The organism is Streptomyces abyssalis (assembly GCF_001751365.1).
GTDB lineage: Bacteria > Actinomycetota > Actinomycetes > Streptomycetales > Streptomycetaceae > Streptomyces > Streptomyces abyssalis.
Genome location: NZ_LJGT01000035.1, coordinates 32,906 through 53,247, shown reverse-complemented (window position 1 = coordinate 53,247; position 20,342 = coordinate 32,906). Strand labels below are relative to the sequence as shown.

Sequence of the window (20,342 nt, the reverse complement as noted above, 5' to 3'; positions counted from 1 at the left end):
CTCGCGCTACTCTCCGCCGACTCTCGTGACGGTCCCGGCGCCGACGGTGCGTCCGCCCTCACGGACCGCGAAGCCGAGGCCGGTCTCCAGCGGCACGGCGTGGTCCAGGCCGACGTCGAGCGTCACGGTGTCGCCGGGGAGGGCGATGCCGTCCTCCCCGAGGGCGACCTCACCGGCCACGTCAGCGGTACGCAGGTAGAACTGCGGACGGTAGCCGCTGGTCACCGGTGTACGGCGGCCGCCCTCACGCGTGGAGAGCAGCCGGACGGTGGCGGTGAACCGGCGCCTGGGAGTGAGGCTGCCCGGCACGGCGACGATGTGCCCGCGCCGCACGGCATCCCGTGGCACGCCGCGCAGCAGCAGCGCCACGTTGTCTCCCGCCTGCGCCTCCTCCATCGGCTTGCCGAAGGTCTCCACACCGGTCACGACCGTCTCCGTCCCCGCTCCGAGGACCTCGACCTTGTCGCCGACGCGCACCGTGCCGCGTTCCACGGCGCCGGTGACGACGGTGCCGCGCCCGGTGATCGTCAGCACGTTCTCGACCGGCAGCAGGAACGGCGCGTCGAGATAGCGCTCCGGGACGGGGACCCAGGTGTCCACGGCGTCCAGCAGCGCCTCGATCGCGCCCGTCCAGCGGGGGTCGCCCTCCAGGGCGCGCAGACCGGAGACCCGGACGACGGGGAGGGTGTCGCCGGGGTAGCCGTGGGCGGTCAGCAGTTCGCGGACCTCCAGCTCCACCAGTTCGGTCAGCTCCTCCTCGCCGGCGTCCGCCTTGTTCAGGGCGACGACGACGTGCTCGACCCCGACCTGCCGCGCCAGCAGCACGTGCTCGGCGGTCTGCGGCATCACTCCGTCCACGGCGGAGACCACGAGGATCGCGCCGTCCACCTGGGCCGCGCCGGTCACCATGTTCTTGATGAAGTCCGCGTGGCCCGGCATGTCGATGTGCGCGTAGTGCCTCGTTCCGGTCTCGTACTCGACGTGCGCGATCGTGATGGTGATCCCGCGGGCCGCCTCCTCGGGCGCCCTGTCGATGCGGTCGAACGGGACGAACGCTCCGGTGCCCCGGTCGCTGAGGACCTTGGTGATGGCGGCCGTGAGGGTCGTCTTGCCGTGGTCGACGTGCCCCATGGTGCCGATGTTGAGGTGCGGCTTGGTGCGCACGTAGGCCTGCTTGGCCATGTCTCTTCCTCGTCTGCTTCGCGCCAGGAACCAGCGCTGCGGGAACGGGACCCCCCGGACCGGCCGACCCTTCCCCTGCGGGGTCCTCGGTGCGATCCGGGAAGGGTCAGCCTCGGGCGCCGTCGGCGGCGGCAGCCGGGGCAGCGCATGCGGCTGCGGCGGCTGCGGCTGTGACGAGGCCGGCCGGCGCTGTGACCGGGGCGAAGGAGGAGAACGGCGGAACGGCAGCCCCCGGCACGCCCGCTGCCGCGGGCCGTGCGATGAGGAGGGGCTGCCTGAACATGACCTTGATGCTGACGTCCCAACGGCCGTACGTCGACTGATTTTTCTCACACGACGGGCGGCATGCGGGCGCGGTCCGCCCGGACGGCGAAGCCGCCGCTGAGAAGGGGTCCGGGGAGTCGGCTGACCCGAGTCACCACCGCCCGTATGTGACCGTTCCGCGGAGGACCGATGGCCTTCTCGCCCGGCGGGGCCTCACATCCGTCGGTTACGCTCGCCGCGTGTCCGTCCCCTCAACGCAGCAGTCAGAAGGCCTCCCCAGCCGGCTGGCGCAGACGCTGCTCTCCCCGAGGTGCCGGCTCGCGGTGCTTCTGGTGCTGCTGTCCGCCGCGGGGATATCGATGCTGGTGTACGAGCCTCAGCGGTTCGTCACCAACGGGCTGCCCGCACAACTCTCGGGCGGCCTCGCCGGCGTCCTGTTCACCGTTGCCTACGGACTGTGCACGGCGGCCTTCGTGCCGCGTCCGGTCCTCAACGTCGCCGCCGGCGCGCTTTTCGGCAGCCAGGCCGGCACGGTCTCGGCCGTCGTCGGTACGGTCATCGGTTCCGGGCTCGCGTTCGGGCTCGGCAGAATCCTGGGCCAGGACGCGCTCCGTCCGCTGCTGCGGGCACGCTGGCTGAGCGCCGCCGACCGCCAGCTGAGCCGTCACGGCTTCCGGTCGATGCTGGTCATCCGGCTGCTTCCCGGCGTCCCCTTCGCGGCCTCCAACTACGGTGCCGCCGTCTCCCGTATGGGCTGGACGGCCTTTCTCACGGCGACGGCCCTGGGCGTGGTGCCCAACACGGCCGCGTACGTGATCGCCGGCAGTCACGCCGCAGCACCCACGTCTCCCGTCTTCCTCGCCGCCTTCGGCTTCATCGCGCTCTCCGGCCTCGGCGGTGCCGTGCTGGCCTGGCGCAAGCGCGCCCTGCTGCGCAGTGCCGCACCGGCCCGTACCGCGGACGACGGGCCCTGCGGCCAGGCCGGCTCCGCTCCTTGAGGGCCCGTCACGACCGTCATCCGAATGGCTGTAGTCTTCCCCGCGTGATCATTGCCGTGGCGAGGACGGGTCAGCGCAGATGTCTTGGTTCGAATCGTTCATTCTCGGGCTCGTCCAGGGACTGACCGAGTTCCTCCCGATCTCCTCGAGCGCCCATCTGCGGCTCACCGCGGCCTTCGCGGGATGGCAGGACCCGGGCGCCGCCTTCACCGCCGTCACACAGATCGGCACGGAGACGGCGGTCATCATCTACTTCCGCAAGGACATCGGGCGGATCATCTCCGCCTGGAGCCGGTCCCTCGTCCAGCGCGACATGCGCCGCGACCACGACGCGCAACTGGGCTGGCTGGTGATCATCGGCTCGATCCCCATCGGCGTGCTCGGACTCGCCTTCAAGGACCAGATCGAGGGCCCGTTCCGGGATCTGCGGCTCATCGCGACAACGCTCATCGTCCTGGGCATCATCCTCGGCATCGCCGACAGGCTGGCCGCCCGGGACGCCCGCGCCGGGAAGCACCGCACGGTGCGCCCGCGCAAGACTCTCGAGCAACTGACCGTCAAGGACGGCCTGCTGTACGGGTGCGCACAGGCGCTGGCGCTGGTTCCCGGCGTATCCCGGTCGGGCGCCACCATCAGCGGCGGTCTCTTCATGGGCTACACCCGCGAGGCCGCCGCCCGTTACTCCTTCCTGCTCGCCATCCCGGCCGTGATGGCCTCCGGCGCGCTGGAGCTCACGGAGATCGGCGAAGGGCACGTGTCCTGGGGGCCGACCATCTTCGCGACGGTTCTCGCCTTCTTCGTGGCCTACGCGGTGATCGCCTGGTTCATGCGCTGGATCTCCACCCGCAGCTTCATGCCGTTCGTCATCTACCGCGTACTGCTGGGGATCCTGCTGTTCGTGCTGGTGGCGACGGGCGTTCTCAGCCCGACCGAAGGCGCCTCGTCGGACGGCGGCGTCTCGTCCGGCTGATCGTGAGGCGACGCGGCGTCAGACCTGCGGCGCACAGCCGTCCGCGCGTGTAGTCCTGCCGCCGTACGGCAGGACTCACCCGCCGGACGAGGACACATCACGGTTCACGAGGCATCGTTGACGACATGAACCGGATGTGGCAATTCCGCCTGGTCCGCCTGGATCGTCCGTGAACGCCCTCATGGCAGCGGTGCTGCTGTCCCTGGTGTCGGCCGTGTGCTACGCGACCGCGGCCATCGTCCAGGAACGCCTCGCCGCGACGACGGCGCCCAGCCGGTACGGGCTGCTCCGGTCGCCCCGCTGGTGGGGAGCGGTCGCACTGAACAGCACGGGCGCGGTTCTCCACGTGGGCGCGCTGGGGCTGGGACCCCTGACCGTGGTGCAGCCGCTCGGCGTCCTCACCCTCGTACTGGCGGCGCCGCTGGCCGCCGTTCTGGTCAACCGGCCGGTGAGCGCGGCCGCTTGGCACGGCATCGTCATCGTCTCGGGCGGGCTTGCCGCACTCCTCGTGCTCACCGGGTCGACGCCCGCCCATGCTCTCGGCGGGACCGGACAGCTCGCGCTGGCGGGGACGGTGGCCTGTGCGCTGGCACTGCTGCTGCTGACCGCCACGACGGCGGGACGGCGCGTCCGGATGCTGCGGTCCGTGTCGACGGCGGCGGCGGCCGGTGTGGCCTACGGGGCGGCGTCCGTGTTCACGAAGACCGTCGCCGACATCTGGGACACCTCGCTCTCCCCCTCCGCGCTTCTGGCAACCGCCCCCGTGCTGCTGCTCATCGGCGTTCTCGCCGCGGCCGGACTGGCGGCCTCCCAGTCCTCGTACCGCGGTGGCGGGCTGGCCGCACCGCTGGCGACGACGACCGTGGTCAACCCGGCCTTCGCTGCCGCCGTCGGCATCGTGATGCTCGGCGAGAGCTTCCGCTACGGGACTCCCGGCGCCGTGGGCGCGCTCCTCGCCGGGGCCGTCACCGCGTGGGGGCTCTTCGTTCTCGCCGCCGACAGCACCGGTGACCGTGACCGTCCACAGCCGGCCGGGGCCCGGCGGATTCCGGCCAAGGGCCCGGGGCCCGTGGTGATCCGGGCTCCCGGGCGGCTGTCGGGGGCGCTGCATCAGGCGGTCCTGCGGATGCCTCCCGTACGGCAGCACACGCGGGAACCCGCCTCGCGGCGGTGACGCAGTGAGAGCGGTCTCTTCCGGCGGCGGGCAACGGCACGGACACAGGATCTTCACATCGCGTTCATTTCCGCAGCTCGCGGTGACTGAACACACAGAGGGCGTGCCGAATGTCGCGTTTCAGCGGATGATGCCCCTTCATTCATTCACAGGCAATTGGTCGCCGAATGAGGGAAATTAAAGCGCATTTCCGCAAAGGCGGTTACGCGCAGCATTCGCAAGTTCCTTGCGTATTCACGCCGGACACGCAGCTATACATAGTGAGGGTGACCGGCCGGTAAGGAGCGATCAGATCCAGCCAATGTCGAACCGCGGTACGGCCGAATCATGTCGCGGCCGACGGGCACCAAGTCGTCACGAAAGTGACAGAACGGCAACTCTTCGGTATGCGCATCCGAAGCTGACGGTGCGTCGGTAAGGCGCCCTGTGCAGGGCACCCCGATTCCCGTTCCCACCAGGCATTCTTCCCGCCCTCACCCCGCCCCCGGCAGGGCCCCGGACCCGCTGCGCACCCCCGCCCGGCACGGCACCCGGCGGAACCGGGGCGGATTTTCGCGCCAACTGTCCTCAGCTTGTCCCTGAGGCCAGGACAAGCCCCTACCTCGGCAATACGAGTACAGGGCCGCTCAAGAGCGGCATCATGCCGTGAGGGGACCGGGGGGAGACCGTCAGCACCGATCAAGAGTTGGTGGACCATGCGAATCCGAAGGCTTCTCAGCGAACCCCGGACGAGGGCGACACAGTTCACAGATGGATTACTGAATCTTTCCGGGTCGCTCGCGTTCTCGGCTGGCTACACTCACGCCCCATGCGATCCATGAACCACAGCCGTCGGAGGCGTGCAGACGAGAATCATCCGATATTCATTGCCAGTTCAGGTCGGCGTAGAAGACTCGTCCGATATGCGGCAGTGACCGTCGGGTGCGCCTGCACCGGGTACATGGCGCTCTTCGTAGCTGTGTTCGGTGGAGTTCAGGACCCGGTCGGGGACCAGCCCCCGCGAATGGACCAGCCGCTGCCCAGCACTTCTTCACAGGACGACTCCGATGTACCGGCGGGCGCACAGATTCCGGCCCGCACAGCCTCCCCCCACAACTCGTCCTCCCCCCACGACCCCTCGGCCTCGACCAGGCCTGACCGCAAGACCACACCCCCCACCCCCCGCAGCGACCGCGACCCCGCACAGACCACCCCCACACCCGCCAGTTCTTCGGCCCGTCCCGGCGGCGCGACCAGGTGAGCCGGCACGCGCTGCGACGGGACCCGCGAGGGCACTGGCTGCTGCTGGTGCTCTTCCTGCCCGTGGTCACGGCAGCTCTCCTCTTCGAGGGCTGGACCAACCACGAGGTCGACGCCGCACGCACCAAAGCCCCGTGCGCCACGCCGATCCCGCGTGCCGCCGACACCGGGGACCCTGTTCTGCGTCTCGACGGCAACTTCGTCGAGACGGCCTCCATGCCTGCCCGCACTGCGGCGCTGACCTTCAACGGCGGCCCGGACCCGGTGTGGACGCCGCGCATCCTCGACCTGTTGCGCAGCCACCACGCCAAGGCCACCTTCTTCGTCTACGGGTCGCAGGCCACCCGCCACCCCGAGCTGGTGCGCCGTATCAGTGCCGAGGGGCACGAGATCGGCTCGTACACCTACACGGGCGGTGACCTGGGCGTCGCCTCGCCCATCCGGGCCCAGCTGGAGCTCTCCCTCACCCAGACCGCGCTGGCGGGCACCGCCGGCGTCAACACCGGACTTCTCCGCCTCCCCCACACCAAGGCGGCCGACACGATGTGCGGCAAGGAGTGGACCGCGGCTCAGCGCAGCGCCGAGCAGGGCTACCTCCTCGTCGCCGCGGACCGCAGGTCCCGCAAGCCCTCGCAGGGAGTGATACGGCAGTACAGCCACACCGACCTCGGTTATCACGAAGCTGAGCAATTGCTCCGCAACCGGAACGTGAAGAAGTTCACCACCGTCACAGGGGGGCTGGGGCAGCAGTCCTCGATGACGACGGTTTCCGCAGACGAGAGGCTGCGAGGGGAGGGGCTCATATGGGCGCGGACCCTGGGCTCCTTCTTCACCGGTGCGATGGCCTGGGCGCTGGGCATCGCCGGCGGTCTCGGTGTGCTCCGGCTGCTGATGCTCGTGGTTTTCGCGCGGATGCACATGCGGCGCCTGCAGAGGTTCCGTCCCGGCTCGCCGTGGCTGCGGGAGGTCAACGAGCCGGTGACGGTCCTCGTCCCGGCGCACAACGAAGAGGCGGGCATCGAGTCCACGGTCCGTTCACTTCTGGCCTCCACGCACCCCTACCTGCAGGTCGTCGTCATCGACGACGGGTCGACGGACCGCACCGCGCAGATCGCCGAGGGCATCCGCGACCCGCGGGTGACCGTCGTACGGCAGCCCAACGCGGGCAAGCCGGGAGCCCTCAACACAGGTCTGGGCTACGCGCGTCACGACATCGTCGTGATGGTCGACGCGGACACCGTCTTCGAGCCCGATGCTCTCTTCAGGCTCATCCAGCCGCTGGCCCATCCGGCCATCGGTGCGGTGAGCGGCAACACCAAGGTCGGCAACAGGACCAGGCTGCTGGGCAGATGGCAGCACCTGGAGTACGTCTTCGGGTTCAACCTGGACCGGCGGATGTTCGAGGTGCTGGAATGCATGCCGACCGTCCCGGGTGCCATCGGCGCCTTCCGCAGGGACGCGCTGATGGGCATCGGCGGCGTCAGCGACGACACCCTGGCCGAGGACACCGACCTGACGATGGCCCTGTGGCGGGCGGGCTGGCGCGTCGTCTACGAGGAGTCCGCCATCGCGTGGACCGAAGTGCCGGGCAGCCTGGGCCAGTTGTGGCGTCAGCGCTACCGCTGGTGCTACGGCACGCTCCAGTCGATGTGGAAGCACCGCCGTGCGGTCCTGGAGGTGGGTCCCGCAGGGCGCTTCGGCCGCAGGGGGCTGAGCTATCTGGCTCTGTTCCAGATCGCTCTGCCCCTGTTCGCACCGGTCGTCGACGTGTTCTTCCTCTACGGCATCTTCTTCCGCGACCCTGCCGAGGCTGTGGGCGTCTGGCTCGGCTTCATGGCCGTCCAGATGGTCACGGCCGCGTACGCACTGCGGCTGGACAACGAGCGGATGCGCGAGCTGTGGTCGCTGCCGCTCCAGCTGTTCGTCTACAGGCAGCTGCTGTATCTGGTGATCATTCAGTCCGTGGTGACGGCCCTGCTCGGCAACCGGCTCAAGTGGCAGCGCATGCGCCGGTCGGGCACGGCCGACGAGTATCTGCTCAGCGAGCCGGTCCAGCGCCAGAGCCTGCTGCCGAAGTGAACGACACGCACGTGACCGTATCGACGTGACCGAGGGAGCCGGACCATGAGGGACCCACTTGACCAGTGGGCCGAGGGTGAGACGCCAGGTGCGTCTCAGGGGGATTCTCCGGGCCACACCGCCGAGTTGGCCGGTGAGTGGAGACACCACGGGCCAGGGGGTTCGAGCGTCCACGGCTGGGCGGGGACCGGCCAGGGGTGGGCCGTCTCGGACCCGGTGAACGTCGTCGGGCCGGCACGTCGCGGAGACCCCGGCCGGCCGCTGCAGCCCTCCTGGGAGACCCGGGAGACCATCAGGGGCGAAGTGGCACGGTCGAGGACGGAGGCGGCCGGACGTCGTCCGGGCGCCCCTCCGCCGCAAGCCCCGGTGCCCGGCCAGGGAGGGGGCCGGCGCCCGCACCCGGGCCCGCCCGGCGTTCCTGCCGGGCCGGGCGGACCGGTCGGGCCCGGCGGGCCCGGCGGACCGGGACGCCCGATGGGCCCCGGGGGCCCCGCCGGACGCGGCGGCAGGGGCGGCGGGCCTCCCGCGCGGGAGAACAACTCCCGCTTCGGGCCCACTCCCCCTCGCGCACCGCGCCGCCCCAAGCGCCGCAGGCCGCTGCGCCGCGCGGCGGTCGTGGTGCTCGCCATGATCCTGGTGGGCTCCGGCGGCACGTACGCGTGGGCTGAGACGAAGCTCCAACGGGACGTGAATCTCGACAAGTTCACGGACCGGCCGCCGCCCGGCAAGGGCACCAACTACCTCATCGTCGGTTCCGACAGCCGTGAGGGCCTGTCGGAGGCGGACCGCAAGGAGCTCAAGACCGGTGTGTTCGGGGGCCGCCGCACCGACTCGATGATCCTCATGCACAAGGGCGAGAACGGTACGACGATGGTGAGCCTCCCCCGTGACTCGTGGGTGACGATCCCCGGGTACAAGCGGCCGTCCACGGGCAAGCAGTCCCAGCCCGTGCAGAACAAGCTCAACTCCGCCTTCGCACTGGGCGGTCCGGAGCTGCTGATAGCCACCATCGAGCTGAACACCGGCCTGCGCATCGACCACTACGCCGAGATCGGGTTCGCCGGGTTCGTCAACATCGTCGACGCCGTCGGCGGAGTTCCGATGTGCATCAAGCGGGACATCAAGGACGAGGACTCCGGAGCCGACCTGAGGAAGGGCTGCCAGAACCTCAACGGGGCCGAGGCCCTCGCATTCGTACGCCAGCGCAAGCAGGAAGCCCAGGGCGACCTGGGCCGTACGCAGAACCAGCAGCGGTTCCTCTCCGCGCTGGCCGGCAAGGCCACGTCACCGGGGACGGTGCTCAACCCGTCCGACGTCTATCCCGCTCTCAGCGCCGGGCTGGACACGCTCGTCGTCGACGAGGGCATGAGCATGCGGGCTCTGACCACGATGTTCCGCTCCGTGCAGGGCGTCTCCAAGGGCGGCGGTCAGCAGGTCAACGTGCCCACCGCGGGCGGTATTTCGACGCCGAAGGGCAGTGCGCTGCGCTGGGACGAGGCGAAGTCGAAGAAGCTCTTCTCCCAGCTCAAGAGCGACAGTCCGGTGACCGTCACCAACAAGTGACCCCTGCCCGGGACCCGTTGAGGGCGGACCGCCAGGAGTGACCAGGGCGCTCAGCGGATACGGTGCTGACATGGGGAACGGGGCGCCGCACGGGCACGGACACGCTGCGCAGAACGAACAGCCGGATCAGGGTTACGGGTTGCTGGTGGCCGCGACACCTCCCGGCAGACATCCGGCACTCCAGGCGACGGAGGCGCTGCCCGCTCTCGCCGCGACTCCCCCGGCGGTGCTGCTGGGCACCGGCACCGGCAGCGTCGTCCAGCTCGCGGACCCTGCCGACCCCAACGCGGTGCTGTCACACCTGCGTACGGCCGCCGCGCACGAAGGACCGCTGCTCGTCTATCTCGCGGGGCAGCTGCTGCTCGACTCGCGCCAGCATCTTCCGCATCTCGCGCTGACGCGCTCCACGCCGCGGTCCGTGCGCTACACGGGTCTGCCGTGGCACTGGCTCGTTGCCGAGCTCGGCCGCAGACCCGTCGGGAGCACGGCGGTGATCGCCGACCTCGTGGCTGACTCGGCGCTGTGGCAGCGGCGTTCGCACCACCGGCTCGCGGAGGGGCTGGTCCTGTACGGGAGCCTTGCCGCGCCTGCGGCCGGGCGCCTGCCCCGCACGCCTGAGTACAGCCGCGCCCTCGCAGCGGTGCTGCGGGCGAGCCGCGCACGGCCACCGCTGGAGCAGCTCCACCAACTCAGCCTGCACGGGGCGGGATTCGGCCCGGGCGACGACGAGCGCATGCCGCTCGGCGGCGGGCCCGCGCCGGCAATGCCCGGGCCGGTGCCTGTGCCAGGACCAGAGCCCGTGCCTGCGTCGGTTCCTGTGCCCGGGCCGGTGCCTTCGCCTGCGCCCGTCCAGATGCCGGCGCCGTCGTCCGCGCCGGCGCCGACCGCTCCTGACCACGCGCCCGCGGCGGTCGCGCCGCTCCCGGCGTACGCGGTTCCGCCACCACCCGCCTCGCCCCCGCCGGCCTCAACACCCGTACCGGCCTCAACACCCGTACCGCCACGGCCGGGCGGGACGACGGAGGCCACGGGTGACGTGCCCGCCGGCGTGCACGAGGCCATCTACCGGGCAGCGGGCGAAGGCCGCCACGGCGAGGCAGCGACGATCGCCTCCCAGTGGGAGACCGCCGCCCTGCGCGCTTCGGGGCCCCACTCCATGGAGGCCGTCCACTGGGTCGAGGTGCGCGCCGATCTCGCCCATCGCGCGGACGACGCCGCGCGCGCGTGCACCCTGTGGCTGCAGGCGGCCGCCGTCCGCCTGCAGGCCGGCCAGGCTCCCGAGTCGGGCGAGGTCGCCGGCGCCGTGGACCGGGCACACCACTGCTGGCACCAGGTCGCCGACCGGGGGCAGGCCTACCAGCTCGGAGTGCAGCTCTCGCAGCTCAGGGAGCGGGCACCGGGCAGCACTCCGGGAGCGCTCCGCGACGTGCAGGACCGGCTCGCCGTACTCACCTCCCCGCCCGGCCCGGGAGACCGGGCGGCGGCCGGCTGACGGCCGCCTGTCCGCCCCGCCCGGCCGGCGTTCAGTGCGAGTGCCGTGGCACCTCGCTGCCGCTGCCACCCGTCAGGAAGTCCAGGTCCGCGCCTCGGTCGGCCTGCATCACGTGATCGGTGTACAGCTTCGACCAGCCGCGCCGCGCTCCGCCGCCGCTGTCCTTCGCGCCGTCACCGGCCGCGGCGGATGCCGCCTCCGCCTCGGCGCGTGCGGCCAGTTCGGCCTCGTCGACGCGCAGATCGAGCCGACGGCCCGGGACGTCGAGCTCGACGACGTCTCCTGTCCGTACGAGCGCGAGCGGCCCGCCGACGGCCGATTCCGGTGCGACGTGCAGCACGCAGGTGCCGTATCCGGTGCCGCTCATCCGCGCGTCACTGATGCGGACGATGTCCTCGACGCCCGCCTCCAGCAGCACCTTCGGAACGGGGACGTTGCCCACCTCGGGGAAGCCGGGATACCCCTTGGGCCCCGCGCCCCGGACCACGATGACGGTGTCCGGATCGACGGGCAGGTCCGGGTCGTCCGCCGCAGCCGTGTAGTCCTCGACCCGGTCGAAGACGAGCGCGCGCCCCCTGTGGGTGAGCAGTTCGGGATCGGCCGCGGAGACCTTGAGCACCGCGCCGTCGGGGCACAGGCTTCCGTAGAGCACGACGGTGCCCGCGCCCGCCGGCATGAACGGTTCGGAGACGGTGCGGATGACCTCGCGGTTGAAGCACTCGGCGCCGGCGATCTCCTCCCCGATGGCACGTCCGGTGACGGTGACCGGCTCCTGGTGGATGAGCGCCCCCAGTTCGCGCATGACGACCGGCAGGCCCCCCGCGTAGTAGAAGTCCTCCATCAGGAAGCGCCCCGAGGGCATCATGTCGGCCAGCACCGGGACTTCGGAGGTGAGCGCGTCGAACTCGCCGAGTTCGAGGGGCACTTCGACCCTGCCCGCCAGAGCCAGCAGGTGCACGACGGCGTTGGTCGAGCCGCCCAGCGCGGCGTTCACACGTATCGCGTTCTCGAACGCCTCGCGCGTGAGCACCTGGGAGGGCCGCAGATCCTGCTCCACGAGCTGTACGGCCTGACGACCGGACGCCTGGGCGAGAACGTAACGCCTGGCGTCGACCGCGGGGACGGCCGCCCCTCCGGACATCTGCATGCCCAGGCTCTCGGCCATGCACGCCATCGTCGAGGCCGTACCCATCGTCATGCAGTGTCCGCGGCTGCGTGACATGCAGCCCTCCGCCTCGCGCAGGTCGGCCTCCGTCAGCTTGCCGGCGCGCATCTCCTCGCTGAGCTTCCATACGGCCGTGCCCGAACCGATGTCCCTGCCACGGAACTTGCCGTTGAGCATCGGCCCGCCGGTGACCATGATCGAGGGAATGTCGACGCTCGCCGCGCCCATGAGCATGGCGGGTGTCGTCTTGTCGCAGCCGGACAGCAGCACGACACCGTCGAGCGGGTTGGCCCGCAGGGTCTCCTCGACCTCCATGGCCATCAGGTTGCGGTACAGCATCGTGGTGGGACGCATCAGCGGTTCGCCGAGCGACATGGTGTTGAACTCCAGCGGCAGTCCGCCCGCTTCCCACACGCCGCGTTTGACCGCGTCCGCCACGTCCCTCAAGTGCGCGTTGCAGGGCGTGAGTTCCGACCAGCTGTTGGCGATGCCGATGACGGGCCGCCCGTCGAAGACCTCGGGACCGAAGCCCTGGTTGCGCATCCATGAGCGGTGGATGAAGCCGTTGCGGCCCTCCGCCGCGAACCAGGCCGAACTGCGGCGGGCGGATCCGTCGTTGCTGCCCATGTCCACTCCCTGTGCTGGTCGGTGCTGTGACGGCCCCCGGGTCAACGACGATCTTGGTGTGCGGTTCGCGGCCGGGTCAACGGTCGCGCTCGCCCGCCTCCCCGAGCGGCGGCGGTGCGTCCTCCTTGCCCGTGCCCCACTTCGAGGGCTCCGGTCCGAGGCGGAAGTCCAGGGAGCTGCCGCGCCGTATGTCCTCCGTGCTGATCCAGGTACGGGAGACCTCCGAGCCGCCGGCCGACGCGGAGCGTATGTAGCGGTCCGCTCCGTCCCCGCGCGGTGCGCGGATCGTGAAGTGCCCCTGCGGATACCAGTCGCGGTCGAGGGTCAGCTCGATCCGCTCGAACGCGGGGGTGTTCAGGCCCCAGGTGTCGGTTCCCGGTGCGACCGGGAACATGCCCATCGCCGACAGCACCATCCAGGACGACATGGTGCCCAGATCGTCGTTGCCGGTGACGCCGTCGGGGGCGTCGGTGAAGCGGCACAGTGCGGCGTCGACGACGTCGGTGGTCTTCCACGGCGAGCCGGTGGAGAGGTAGGTGTACGGGGCGATGAGGTCGTGCTCGTTCTGCGGGTTGTACTTGTCCGAGTCGTAGTAGTCGTAGGGACCGTCGACCCACACGTCGCTCGCCGTCTTCCGCGGATCGTCCTTGAGCTGGTCGTAGGCGAAGAACGAGTCCAGGCGCTCCTCCGTGGCCGCGCGTCCGCCCGTACGGGACATCAGCCCCGGTACGTCCTGCGGCACCATCCACATGTACTGCCAGGGTGTCCCCTCGTGGAACCCTTCGCTCCTGGCCGGGTCGGCAGGCCCGACGAAGGTCCCGCCGGCCTCACGGGCACGGAAGAACCCGGTGCCGGGGTCGAGGATGTTGCGGTAGTTGCGGGAGCGTTCCGAGTAGCGCCGGGCGTCGGCGGTGTGTCCGAGATCACGTGCCATTCCGGCGAGGGCGGCGTCGGCGGCGGCGTACTCGAGGGTCGCCGAGCCGCTGTGCTTGAAGTCCGGACTGCCCGGTTTGACGCGTTTCCTGTCCGGGTCGTGCGGGATGTATCCGTCCTTGATGTACTCCTTGTTGGCCATACGTCCCAAATACGGGGAGTCGGCGGGCGGAACGCCGTCGGCGTTCTTCTTCAGCGCCCGGTAGGTCCTGTCCTCCTCACCCTTCAGCAGTCCCTGCTGGTAGGCGTTGGTGAGGAACGGCGTGACCGGGTCGCCGGCCATGATGTTCGTCTCCCGCGTGGCGTAGCCCCACCGCGGCAGCCAGCCGCCCTGCTCGTCGACGTCCAGCAGCGACAGCGCCATGTCCCGGGACTCGCGCGGGGCGATGAGCGTCAGCAGCTGCGCCTGGGTGCGATAGGTGTCCCACAATGACCAGTTCTGGTAGTAGGTGTGCCCCTTCGCGCGGTGGATCCGCTGGTCCCAGCCCCGGTAGCGCCGGTCCACGTCCTCCCCGGTGTTGGGGTGGAGCAGCGCACGGTAGAGCGAGGAGTAGAAGACCCGCAGACGCGCCTCGCTCCCGCCGCTCACGCGGACCCGGCCGAGCCGTTCCTGCCAGGCGCGGCGGGCGGCGTCGCGGGTCTCGTCGAAGGACTGGCCCTCCACTGCCGCGAGGTTGCGTCCGGCGCCCTCGGCGTCGACGTACGACAGCGCCGTCACCGCCTCGACGTCGCGGTCGCCGCCCCGGGTGTCGAAACGGGCGTACGCACCGCGGCGGCCGCCGCCCTCGGAGGAGTCGCCGCCTTCGGTGACCTTCTCCCCGTCCCACGTCCCGTGGGAGTCGAACGGCCGGTCGAAGCGGGTGACGGCCCACACCGTGTAGGGCTCGGTGCCCTGGCAGAAGCCGCTGCCGGTGACCTTTGTGGCGATGGTCCGCTCGTCGATGACGCGCGCCGAGCTTCCGGTCACCTTGTGCAGCGCCTGGCCGGAGTTGAGCAGCACGTTCGCCTTGCCGGTGCGGGGAAAGGTGTAGCGCTGGTGGCCGGTGTGCCGGCCCGCGGTGAGTTCGGCCTTCGTGCCGCCGTAGTCGTCGAGGGCGACCTCGTACGAGCCGGGTGAGGCGCTCTCGGTCTCGTGACGGAAGCCGGAGGCGTACTCGTTGTTGTCGGTGCTGGTGATGTCGCCCGTGGTCGGCATGGCGGGAAGGTCGCCGCCCAGACCGCACCCGACGCCGGACAGGTGCACGGACGAGAAGCCGCGTATGCGGTTCTCGTCCCAGTCGTAGCCGGTGCTGCTGCTGGTGGTGTCCGGCGAGAGCTGCACCTTCCCGAACGGGACGGCGGCCCCCGGGAAAGTGTTGCCTTCGTTGCGGGTGCCTATGAAAGGGTCGACGAACGCGGCGGGGTCCTTCACCGGACCGGCGTGCGTCTCCCCTCCCCCGCACGGGGCAGCGGGCGGTGAGGCCCCGACGAGCCCGGCGCAGAGCGTCGCGACGGCCAGACCCAGCAGGGTCCGGATGCGCTTCGCTCGTATCACCAGGGGCCTCCGGCCGGGACATCGTTGTCGAACGGCCCAGGGTTGCCACCGCACGGGCTGCTGTCTATGCCCCAGGTCACAACGGTCCGTACGGTCCCCTCCGGTGCATGCGCCCTTCCCCGCCGGGGAAGCCCTCCGCACAGTCGGTGCCCGGTGACAGGACGGTGGAGGCGACACATGGCCGCACGGCGTGAGGATGCTCCGCCCGCCCGTGGGCGCGGGTCCCGGTGGGCACGCCCGGTGGCCGCGGCCGCGGCGGGTGCGCTTCCCGCTCTCGCGTTTCCGGCGCCGTCACTGTGGTGGCTCGCATGGGTGGGTCTGGTGCCTTGGCTGCTGCTGGTACGGGGTGCCGCCTCCGGACGCCAGGCCGCCCTGACGGGCTGGATCGGCGGTACGGGTTTCATGCTGGCCGTGCACCACTGGCTGCTGCCGAGCCTGCACGTCTTCCTCTTCGTACTGGCGGCGCTGCTGGGCCTGTTGTGGGCTCCGTGGGGATGGCTCGTGCGGCGCCTGCTGGGCGGGCGGGCCGGGCCGGGGCGGCTCGCGGCGGCTCTCGTGCTGGTGCCTTCGGGGTGGCTGGTCATCGAACTGGTCCGTTCCTGGGAGTACTTGGGAGGACCGTGGGGTGTGCTCGGCGCGAGCCAGTGGCAGATCAGCCCGGCTCTGCGGCTGGCGTCCGCCGGCGGGGTGTGGCTGGTCACCTTTGTGCTGGTCGCTGTGAACTGCGCGCTGGCAGCGCTGGCGGCACCCTTGACGGCGCGCCGTACCGGCCGTTCAGCCGCGGAGGCCGTCGCCGCGGCCGTCGCACTGGCCGTCTGCTGCGGCGCGGTGGCCGCGGCATGGGCGTGGGCGCCGCGGCCCCGCGCGGACGGTGAGCTGCGGGTCGCCGTCGTACAGCCAGGCGTGGTGAAGGGTCAGCACGCGCGGCTGGAGCGCAGCGAGGCACTGACCCGCGGGCTGAAGGGGCGCGGGCTGGATCTCGTGGTGTGGGGTGAGAGCAGCGTCAGCTTCGACCTGGGGGCCCATCCGCGGCTGCGGAAGCGGATCGCGGATCTCTCGTCGCAGGTCGGCGCGCGGATCCTGGTCAATGTGGACGCCCGGCGCTCCGACCGGCCCGGGATCTACAAGAGTTCGATACTGATCGGCCCCGACGGCACGGTCGGCAAGCGCTACGACAAGACGCGGCTGGTGCCCTTCGGCGAGTACGTCCCCGCGCGCTCCCTGCTCGGCTGGGCCACCTCGGTCGGCCGTGCGGCGGGCGAGGACCGGCTGCGCGGCGACGGCCCGGTGATGATGGAGACGTCCGGTGAGAAGTTCGGGCCGCTGGTGTGCTTCGAAAGCGCGTTCCCCGACATGAGCCGCCAAATCGCCCTGGACGGGGCGCGGTTGATCGTCACCCAGTCCTCGACGTCGACTTTCCAGGACAGCTGGGCGCCCGCGCAGCACGCCTCGCTGGGTGCCTTGCGCGCCGCCGAGACCGGGCGGCCGATGGTGCACGCCACACTGACCGGGATCAGCGCGGTCTACGGACCTCGCGGCGAGCGCACCGGCCCGTGGCTGGGCACGGACCGCAGCACCGCGCAGGTCTACACGGTGCCGCTGGCCACCGGTTCGACGCTCTACCTCCGCACGGGCGACTGGATCGTGCACGCCGCAACCGCCGCACTGGTCCTGTACGGGGCGGCCTCGTGCGTCCGAGGAATCCTCAGGCGCCGCCGGGCCGGTTCTCCGCCCGGCCCTTCCGGCGGCTCACCGGCCGCGGGCCCCTGACGGCCCGTCCGCCGACCCCCCGTCCGCTGACGTCCTGTCTGCCGGCGTGCCGCTCCCCGGCTACCGGCCGCCCGTCCCGCCGTGCGGCGTCGCCGCCGCGTCGTGCTCCCCCGGCGGACTCCAGTCGGCGATCCCGTCGAGGGCGCGCAGCGCCAGGTGCGGCCCGGCCCGGCCCGCCGTGGCCATCAGGGCGTCACGCAGCGCACAGGCCGGCGCGGAGGTCAGGGTGATCAGGCGGGAGACCCGTACGGCACGCCGTACCACTTCACTCGTACGTGGAAGCCGGTCGCGGGTGTACGCGGCCAGGGCCTGCGGTACGTCCGCCTGCGGTGCGGCGTGGTGGGCGAGTACGACGCCGTCCTCTACCGCCTGGTTGCCGCCCTGCCCGAGGGTGGGCGGCATCGCGTGCGCGGCGTCGCCGAGGACGGCCACACGTCCACGGTGGAACGCCGGAAGCGGCTCGGCGGCCTGGTGGACGTCGTTGCGCAGGATGTCGTCCGGGCCCGCGGCGTCGAGGATCGCGGGCACCGGTTGGTGCCAGGTGCCGAACCTGCGCCGGAGTTCGGCGTGTTCGCCCTCGGGTGCACGCTCGCCGGCCGGGACGGCCGCGGCGGCATACGCGTAGACCCGTCCGTCGTGCAGCGGCTGCGTGCCCCACAGGGTGCCGCGGCCCCATGTCTCGTGCGGCGGGTAGGCCACGTCGGGGGCCGGCACGACCAGGCGCCAGGCGGTGAAGCCCGCGTACCTGGGAGCGGGGCTTCCGGGGAAGAGCACGGAACGCGCCGGTGAGTGGATGCCGTCGGCGGCCACGGCAAGTTCGGCCTCCCACTCCTCCGCGTCACTGCGCACCCGCGCCGGCCTGTCCGGGCCGCCGGGGTCGGCGACCGTGGCCGGCGTGCCCGTGCGCACCGCTTCGCCGGGCAGCCGGGAGAGCAGCAGGGAGATGAGCGTGGCCCGGTGCACGGGGACGAACGGACCGCCGAACCGGGCTGCCGCCGCGGCCTGGTTCGTACGGGAGAGCCAGCGCCCCGAGGGAGTACGCAGCCCGCCCTCGTCCGTCCACGTGCGCATCGGCCTGAGCGTGTCGCCGAGGCCGATGACGTCCAGCGCCCGCAGGGAGTTGGGGGTGAGGCCGAGGCCCGCGCCGACGGCCTCGACGGCCGGGGCCCGCTCGAGGACGGTGACGTGCCAGCCCTGCTGGTGCAGGGCGACGGCGGCCGTGAGCCCGCCGATGCCGGCGCCGATGACGACCGCTCGTGGCTCGGACCGGGATGCGGGCATGGGCGGTCTCCTTCTCCGGCGGGCGGCCTGCCATCAGGCCACTACATCTGTAGTCTACTACGTCCGTAGTTTCGGCGATCCGGGCCGGAGTTGCCGTCGTACATTTGGCTGCCATGAGCGCCCCTCGTTCCTCTCCGCCCGGCTCCGGGCCCCTCACCCGCTCCGAGATGATCGCCGACGCCGCGATCGCGCTGCTCGCCGAGCGCGGGCTCCGTGCCCTGACCCACCGGGCCGTGGACGAGGCGGCGGGCCTGCCGCAGGGTTCGACCTCCAACCACGCCCGTACCCGCGCGGCGCTGATCGAGGCGGCGGTGCGCCGGCTGGCCGTACGGGAGTCGCAGGTGATCGCGCTGGATGAGATGCCCACGGGGAAGGACACCGCCGAACTGGCGGACGGGCTGGCCCTGGCGGTGCACCGCTACCTCACCAGGGATCCGTCGCTGCTCCTCGCACGCTACGAACTGGCCCTGGAGATCGCACGGCGGCCCGGGCTGCGGGAGATGTACGTGCACACCGGGACCAGCGCATTCCGTGAGCCACTCGTGGCGATGCTCAGGCGCGCCGGGTCGTCCGAGCCGGAACGGCACACGCTGTCGCTGGTGGCGTGGTGCGACGGCATGCTCTTCTCGTGCACAGCCGGCTCGTACGCCGACGAGGTGCCCTCGTACGAGGAACTGCGGGCCGGGGTGCGGGAGTTGCTGCACGGCATGCTCGCTCCGTCAGCCGCGCAGCCGGGGAGCTGAACGGGCCCGGCGGCAGGCCTGAACGCCTCAGACCGGCCCGAGCCTGCTCTCCAGCCGCCCCACGGCCGCCCGGATCCCTTCCCCGTACGCGTCGTCAGCTAGCGAGCCCAACGCGCCCTGCGCCCGGCGCAGTTCGCGGCGTGCGGCAGCGCTGTCACCGAGCTTGGCGTGGTCGGCGGCGACGTTGAGATACAGCGACGGATACAGGGAGCGGACCGCCAGCGAGTGCTCTCCCCACTCCACCTGCTCCTCCGTGAGCGCGTCGGCCGCGGCCAGCGCCCGCAGGTCCCACTCCAGCTCGGCGCCGGGGTCGTCCTGGGTGTCGGCCATGTAGTGCGCGATGGTGCACCGGTGGAAGAGGTCGCCCTCGCCCGTGGTCTCGGACCACAGCAGTGAGAAGCGGTGCCGGGCCTCCTCACGGTCGCCGGCGCGATGGAGCATGATCGCCTGCCCGATCCGGACCATGACCCCGTCCGGGGACGTCTCCTGCTGCGGCTCCGTCACGGGACTCCTCCTCCACCGGGCGCGCCGAGTGCTGCCGTCACCTGCCACGACGACGCTAGCCGCAGGCACTGACAATCACGCTCAGGCGCGTGCGCCGGCGTCCGGGATACGCCAGTCGACTGGCGCGTGCCCGGCGGCGGCGACCGCTTCGTCGATCCGGCTGAAGGGCCGCGAGCCGAAGAACTTCCTCGCCGAGAGCGGGGAGGGATGCGCGCCCTGAACCACTGTGTGCCGGCCGGTGTCGATCAGCGGGAGCTTCTTCTTCGCATGGTTCCCCCACAGCACGAAGACGACCGGGCTCCGCCTGGACGACACGGCCCGGATCACGGAATCCGTGAACGTCTCCCAGCCCTTGCCCTTGTGGGAGTTGGCCTCGCCCGCCCGGACCGTGAGCACCGCGTTGAGCAGCAGCACGCCCTGCTCGGCCCACGTCATGAGATGTCCGCTGTCCGGCACGGGATGGCCGAGGTCCTCGCGCATCTCCTTGTAGATGTTGCGCAGGGACGGCGGCGTGCGCACACCCGGCCGCACGGAGAAGCACAGGCCGTGCCCCTGGCCCTCTCCGTGGTACGGGTCCTGTCCGAGGATCAGCACCTTCACCCGCTCGTACGGCGTGGCGTGCAGGGCGGCGAAGACCTCCTCGCGCGGCGGGTAGACCGGACCGCGCTCCCGCTCCTGCTCGACGAACTCGGCGAGCTCCTTGAAGTAGGGCTTGCCGGTCTCCTCGCCGAGGGCCTGCTGCCAGGAGTCCGGCAGGGTGCCCAGCATGTCGTTCAACTCTCGTACCTCCGCGGCGGCTTCGCATCTGTGGTTGCCGTCCCCGA

At 71.3% G+C, this 20,342-nt stretch carries 14 protein-coding genes; 8 read left to right on the top strand and 6 right to left on the bottom strand.

All coding sequences use genetic code 11. From position 1 onward, the window contains the following. Window positions 1-6 precede the first annotated feature (6 nt). Window positions 7-1,182, bottom strand: a complete 1,176-nt coding sequence (tuf, locus tag AN215_RS00440; RefSeq protein ID WP_070008700.1) for an elongation factor Tu — start codon at window positions 1,180-1,182, stop codon at window positions 7-9. Between the two features lie 503 nt (window positions 1,183-1,685). On the opposite strand from tuf, the gene AN215_RS00435 reads away from it, so the two are divergent. The 6 genes from AN215_RS00435 to AN215_RS00405 all read left to right on the top strand — a co-directional run bounded on the left by AN215_RS00435 (window position 1,686) and on the right by AN215_RS00405 (window position 10,961). Further along, window positions 1,686-2,444 carry a TVP38/TMEM64 family protein gene (locus AN215_RS00435; RefSeq protein WP_070008699.1) on the top strand — a complete coding sequence of 253 codons (759 nt, stop codon included), beginning with the start codon at window positions 1,686-1,688 and terminating at the stop codon, window positions 2,442-2,444. 79 nt (window positions 2,445-2,523) lie between these two features. After that, window positions 2,524-3,414: an undecaprenyl-diphosphate phosphatase gene (locus AN215_RS00430; protein WP_070008698.1), complete on the top strand. Its 891-nt coding sequence runs from the start codon at window positions 2,524-2,526 to the stop codon at window positions 3,412-3,414. Window positions 3,415-3,583: 169 nt separating this feature from the next. Continuing rightward, a complete protein-coding gene (locus AN215_RS00425; RefSeq protein WP_070008697.1) occupies window positions 3,584-4,588 on the top strand; it encodes a DMT family transporter in 1,005 nt (334 codons plus the stop codon). A 1,236-nt stretch (window positions 4,589-5,824) separates the two neighbouring features. After that, window positions 5,825-7,906, top strand: coding sequence for a bifunctional polysaccharide deacetylase/glycosyltransferase family 2 protein (locus tag AN215_RS00415; protein ID WP_070008695.1), 2,082 nt, complete (start codon window positions 5,825-5,827; stop codon window positions 7,904-7,906). A gap of 474 nt (window positions 7,907-8,380) precedes the next feature. Then, entirely contained in the window at window positions 8,381-9,469 is a 1,089-nt protein-coding gene (locus AN215_RS00410; protein ID WP_070031078.1) for an LCP family glycopolymer transferase, read from the top strand. A gap of 70 nt (window positions 9,470-9,539) precedes the next feature. Next, entirely contained in the window at window positions 9,540-10,961 is a 1,422-nt protein-coding gene (locus tag AN215_RS00405) for a hypothetical protein (RefSeq protein ID WP_079122557.1), read from the top strand. Window positions 10,962-10,992: 31 nt separating this feature from the next. Here the strand turns inward: AN215_RS00405 and AN215_RS00400 are convergent, their stop codons facing one another. Both AN215_RS00400 and AN215_RS00395 read right to left on the bottom strand, forming a co-directional pair. Continuing rightward, window positions 10,993-12,753 (bottom strand): IlvD/Edd family dehydratase, encoded by a 1,761-nt coding sequence (locus AN215_RS00400; protein ID WP_070008694.1) that lies wholly within the window; start codon window positions 12,751-12,753, stop codon window positions 10,993-10,995. A 76-nt stretch (window positions 12,754-12,829) separates the two neighbouring features. Beyond that, the gene (locus tag AN215_RS00395; RefSeq protein ID WP_245694119.1) at window positions 12,830-15,220 is read right to left on the bottom strand and encodes a GH92 family glycosyl hydrolase; all 2,391 of its coding nucleotides are present in this window, start codon (window positions 15,218-15,220) and stop codon (window positions 12,830-12,832) included. Window positions 15,221-15,397: 177 nt separating this feature from the next. Between AN215_RS00395 and lnt the strand changes: the two genes are divergently transcribed. Continuing rightward, complete coding sequence (lnt, locus tag AN215_RS00390; protein WP_070031077.1) at window positions 15,398-16,990, top strand: apolipoprotein N-acyltransferase; 1,593 nt, start codon at window positions 15,398-15,400, stop codon at window positions 16,988-16,990. 60 nt (window positions 16,991-17,050) lie between these two features. On the opposite strand, the gene AN215_RS00385 is transcribed toward lnt, so the two are convergent. Further along, the gene (locus tag AN215_RS00385; protein ID WP_070008691.1) at window positions 17,051-18,271 is read right to left on the bottom strand and encodes an FAD-dependent monooxygenase; all 1,221 of its coding nucleotides are present in this window, start codon (window positions 18,269-18,271) and stop codon (window positions 17,051-17,053) included. Between the two features lie 113 nt (window positions 18,272-18,384). Here AN215_RS00385 and AN215_RS00380 point away from each other — a divergent pair, with 113 nt between their 5' ends. Then, window positions 18,385-19,014, top strand: coding sequence for a TetR/AcrR family transcriptional regulator (locus tag AN215_RS00380; protein ID WP_070008690.1), 630 nt, complete (start codon window positions 18,385-18,387; stop codon window positions 19,012-19,014). A gap of 27 nt (window positions 19,015-19,041) precedes the next feature. On the opposite strand, the gene AN215_RS00375 is transcribed toward AN215_RS00380, so the two are convergent. Both AN215_RS00375 and ung read right to left on the bottom strand, forming a co-directional pair. Then, complete coding sequence (locus AN215_RS00375; RefSeq protein ID WP_070008689.1) at window positions 19,042-19,518, bottom strand: hypothetical protein; 477 nt, start codon at window positions 19,516-19,518, stop codon at window positions 19,042-19,044. An 81-nt stretch (window positions 19,519-19,599) separates the two neighbouring features. Further along, window positions 19,600-20,286 carry a uracil-DNA glycosylase gene (ung, locus tag AN215_RS00370; RefSeq protein ID WP_070008774.1) on the bottom strand — a complete coding sequence of 229 codons (687 nt, stop codon included), beginning with the start codon at window positions 20,284-20,286 and terminating at the stop codon, window positions 19,600-19,602. Window positions 20,287-20,342 lie beyond the last annotated feature (56 nt).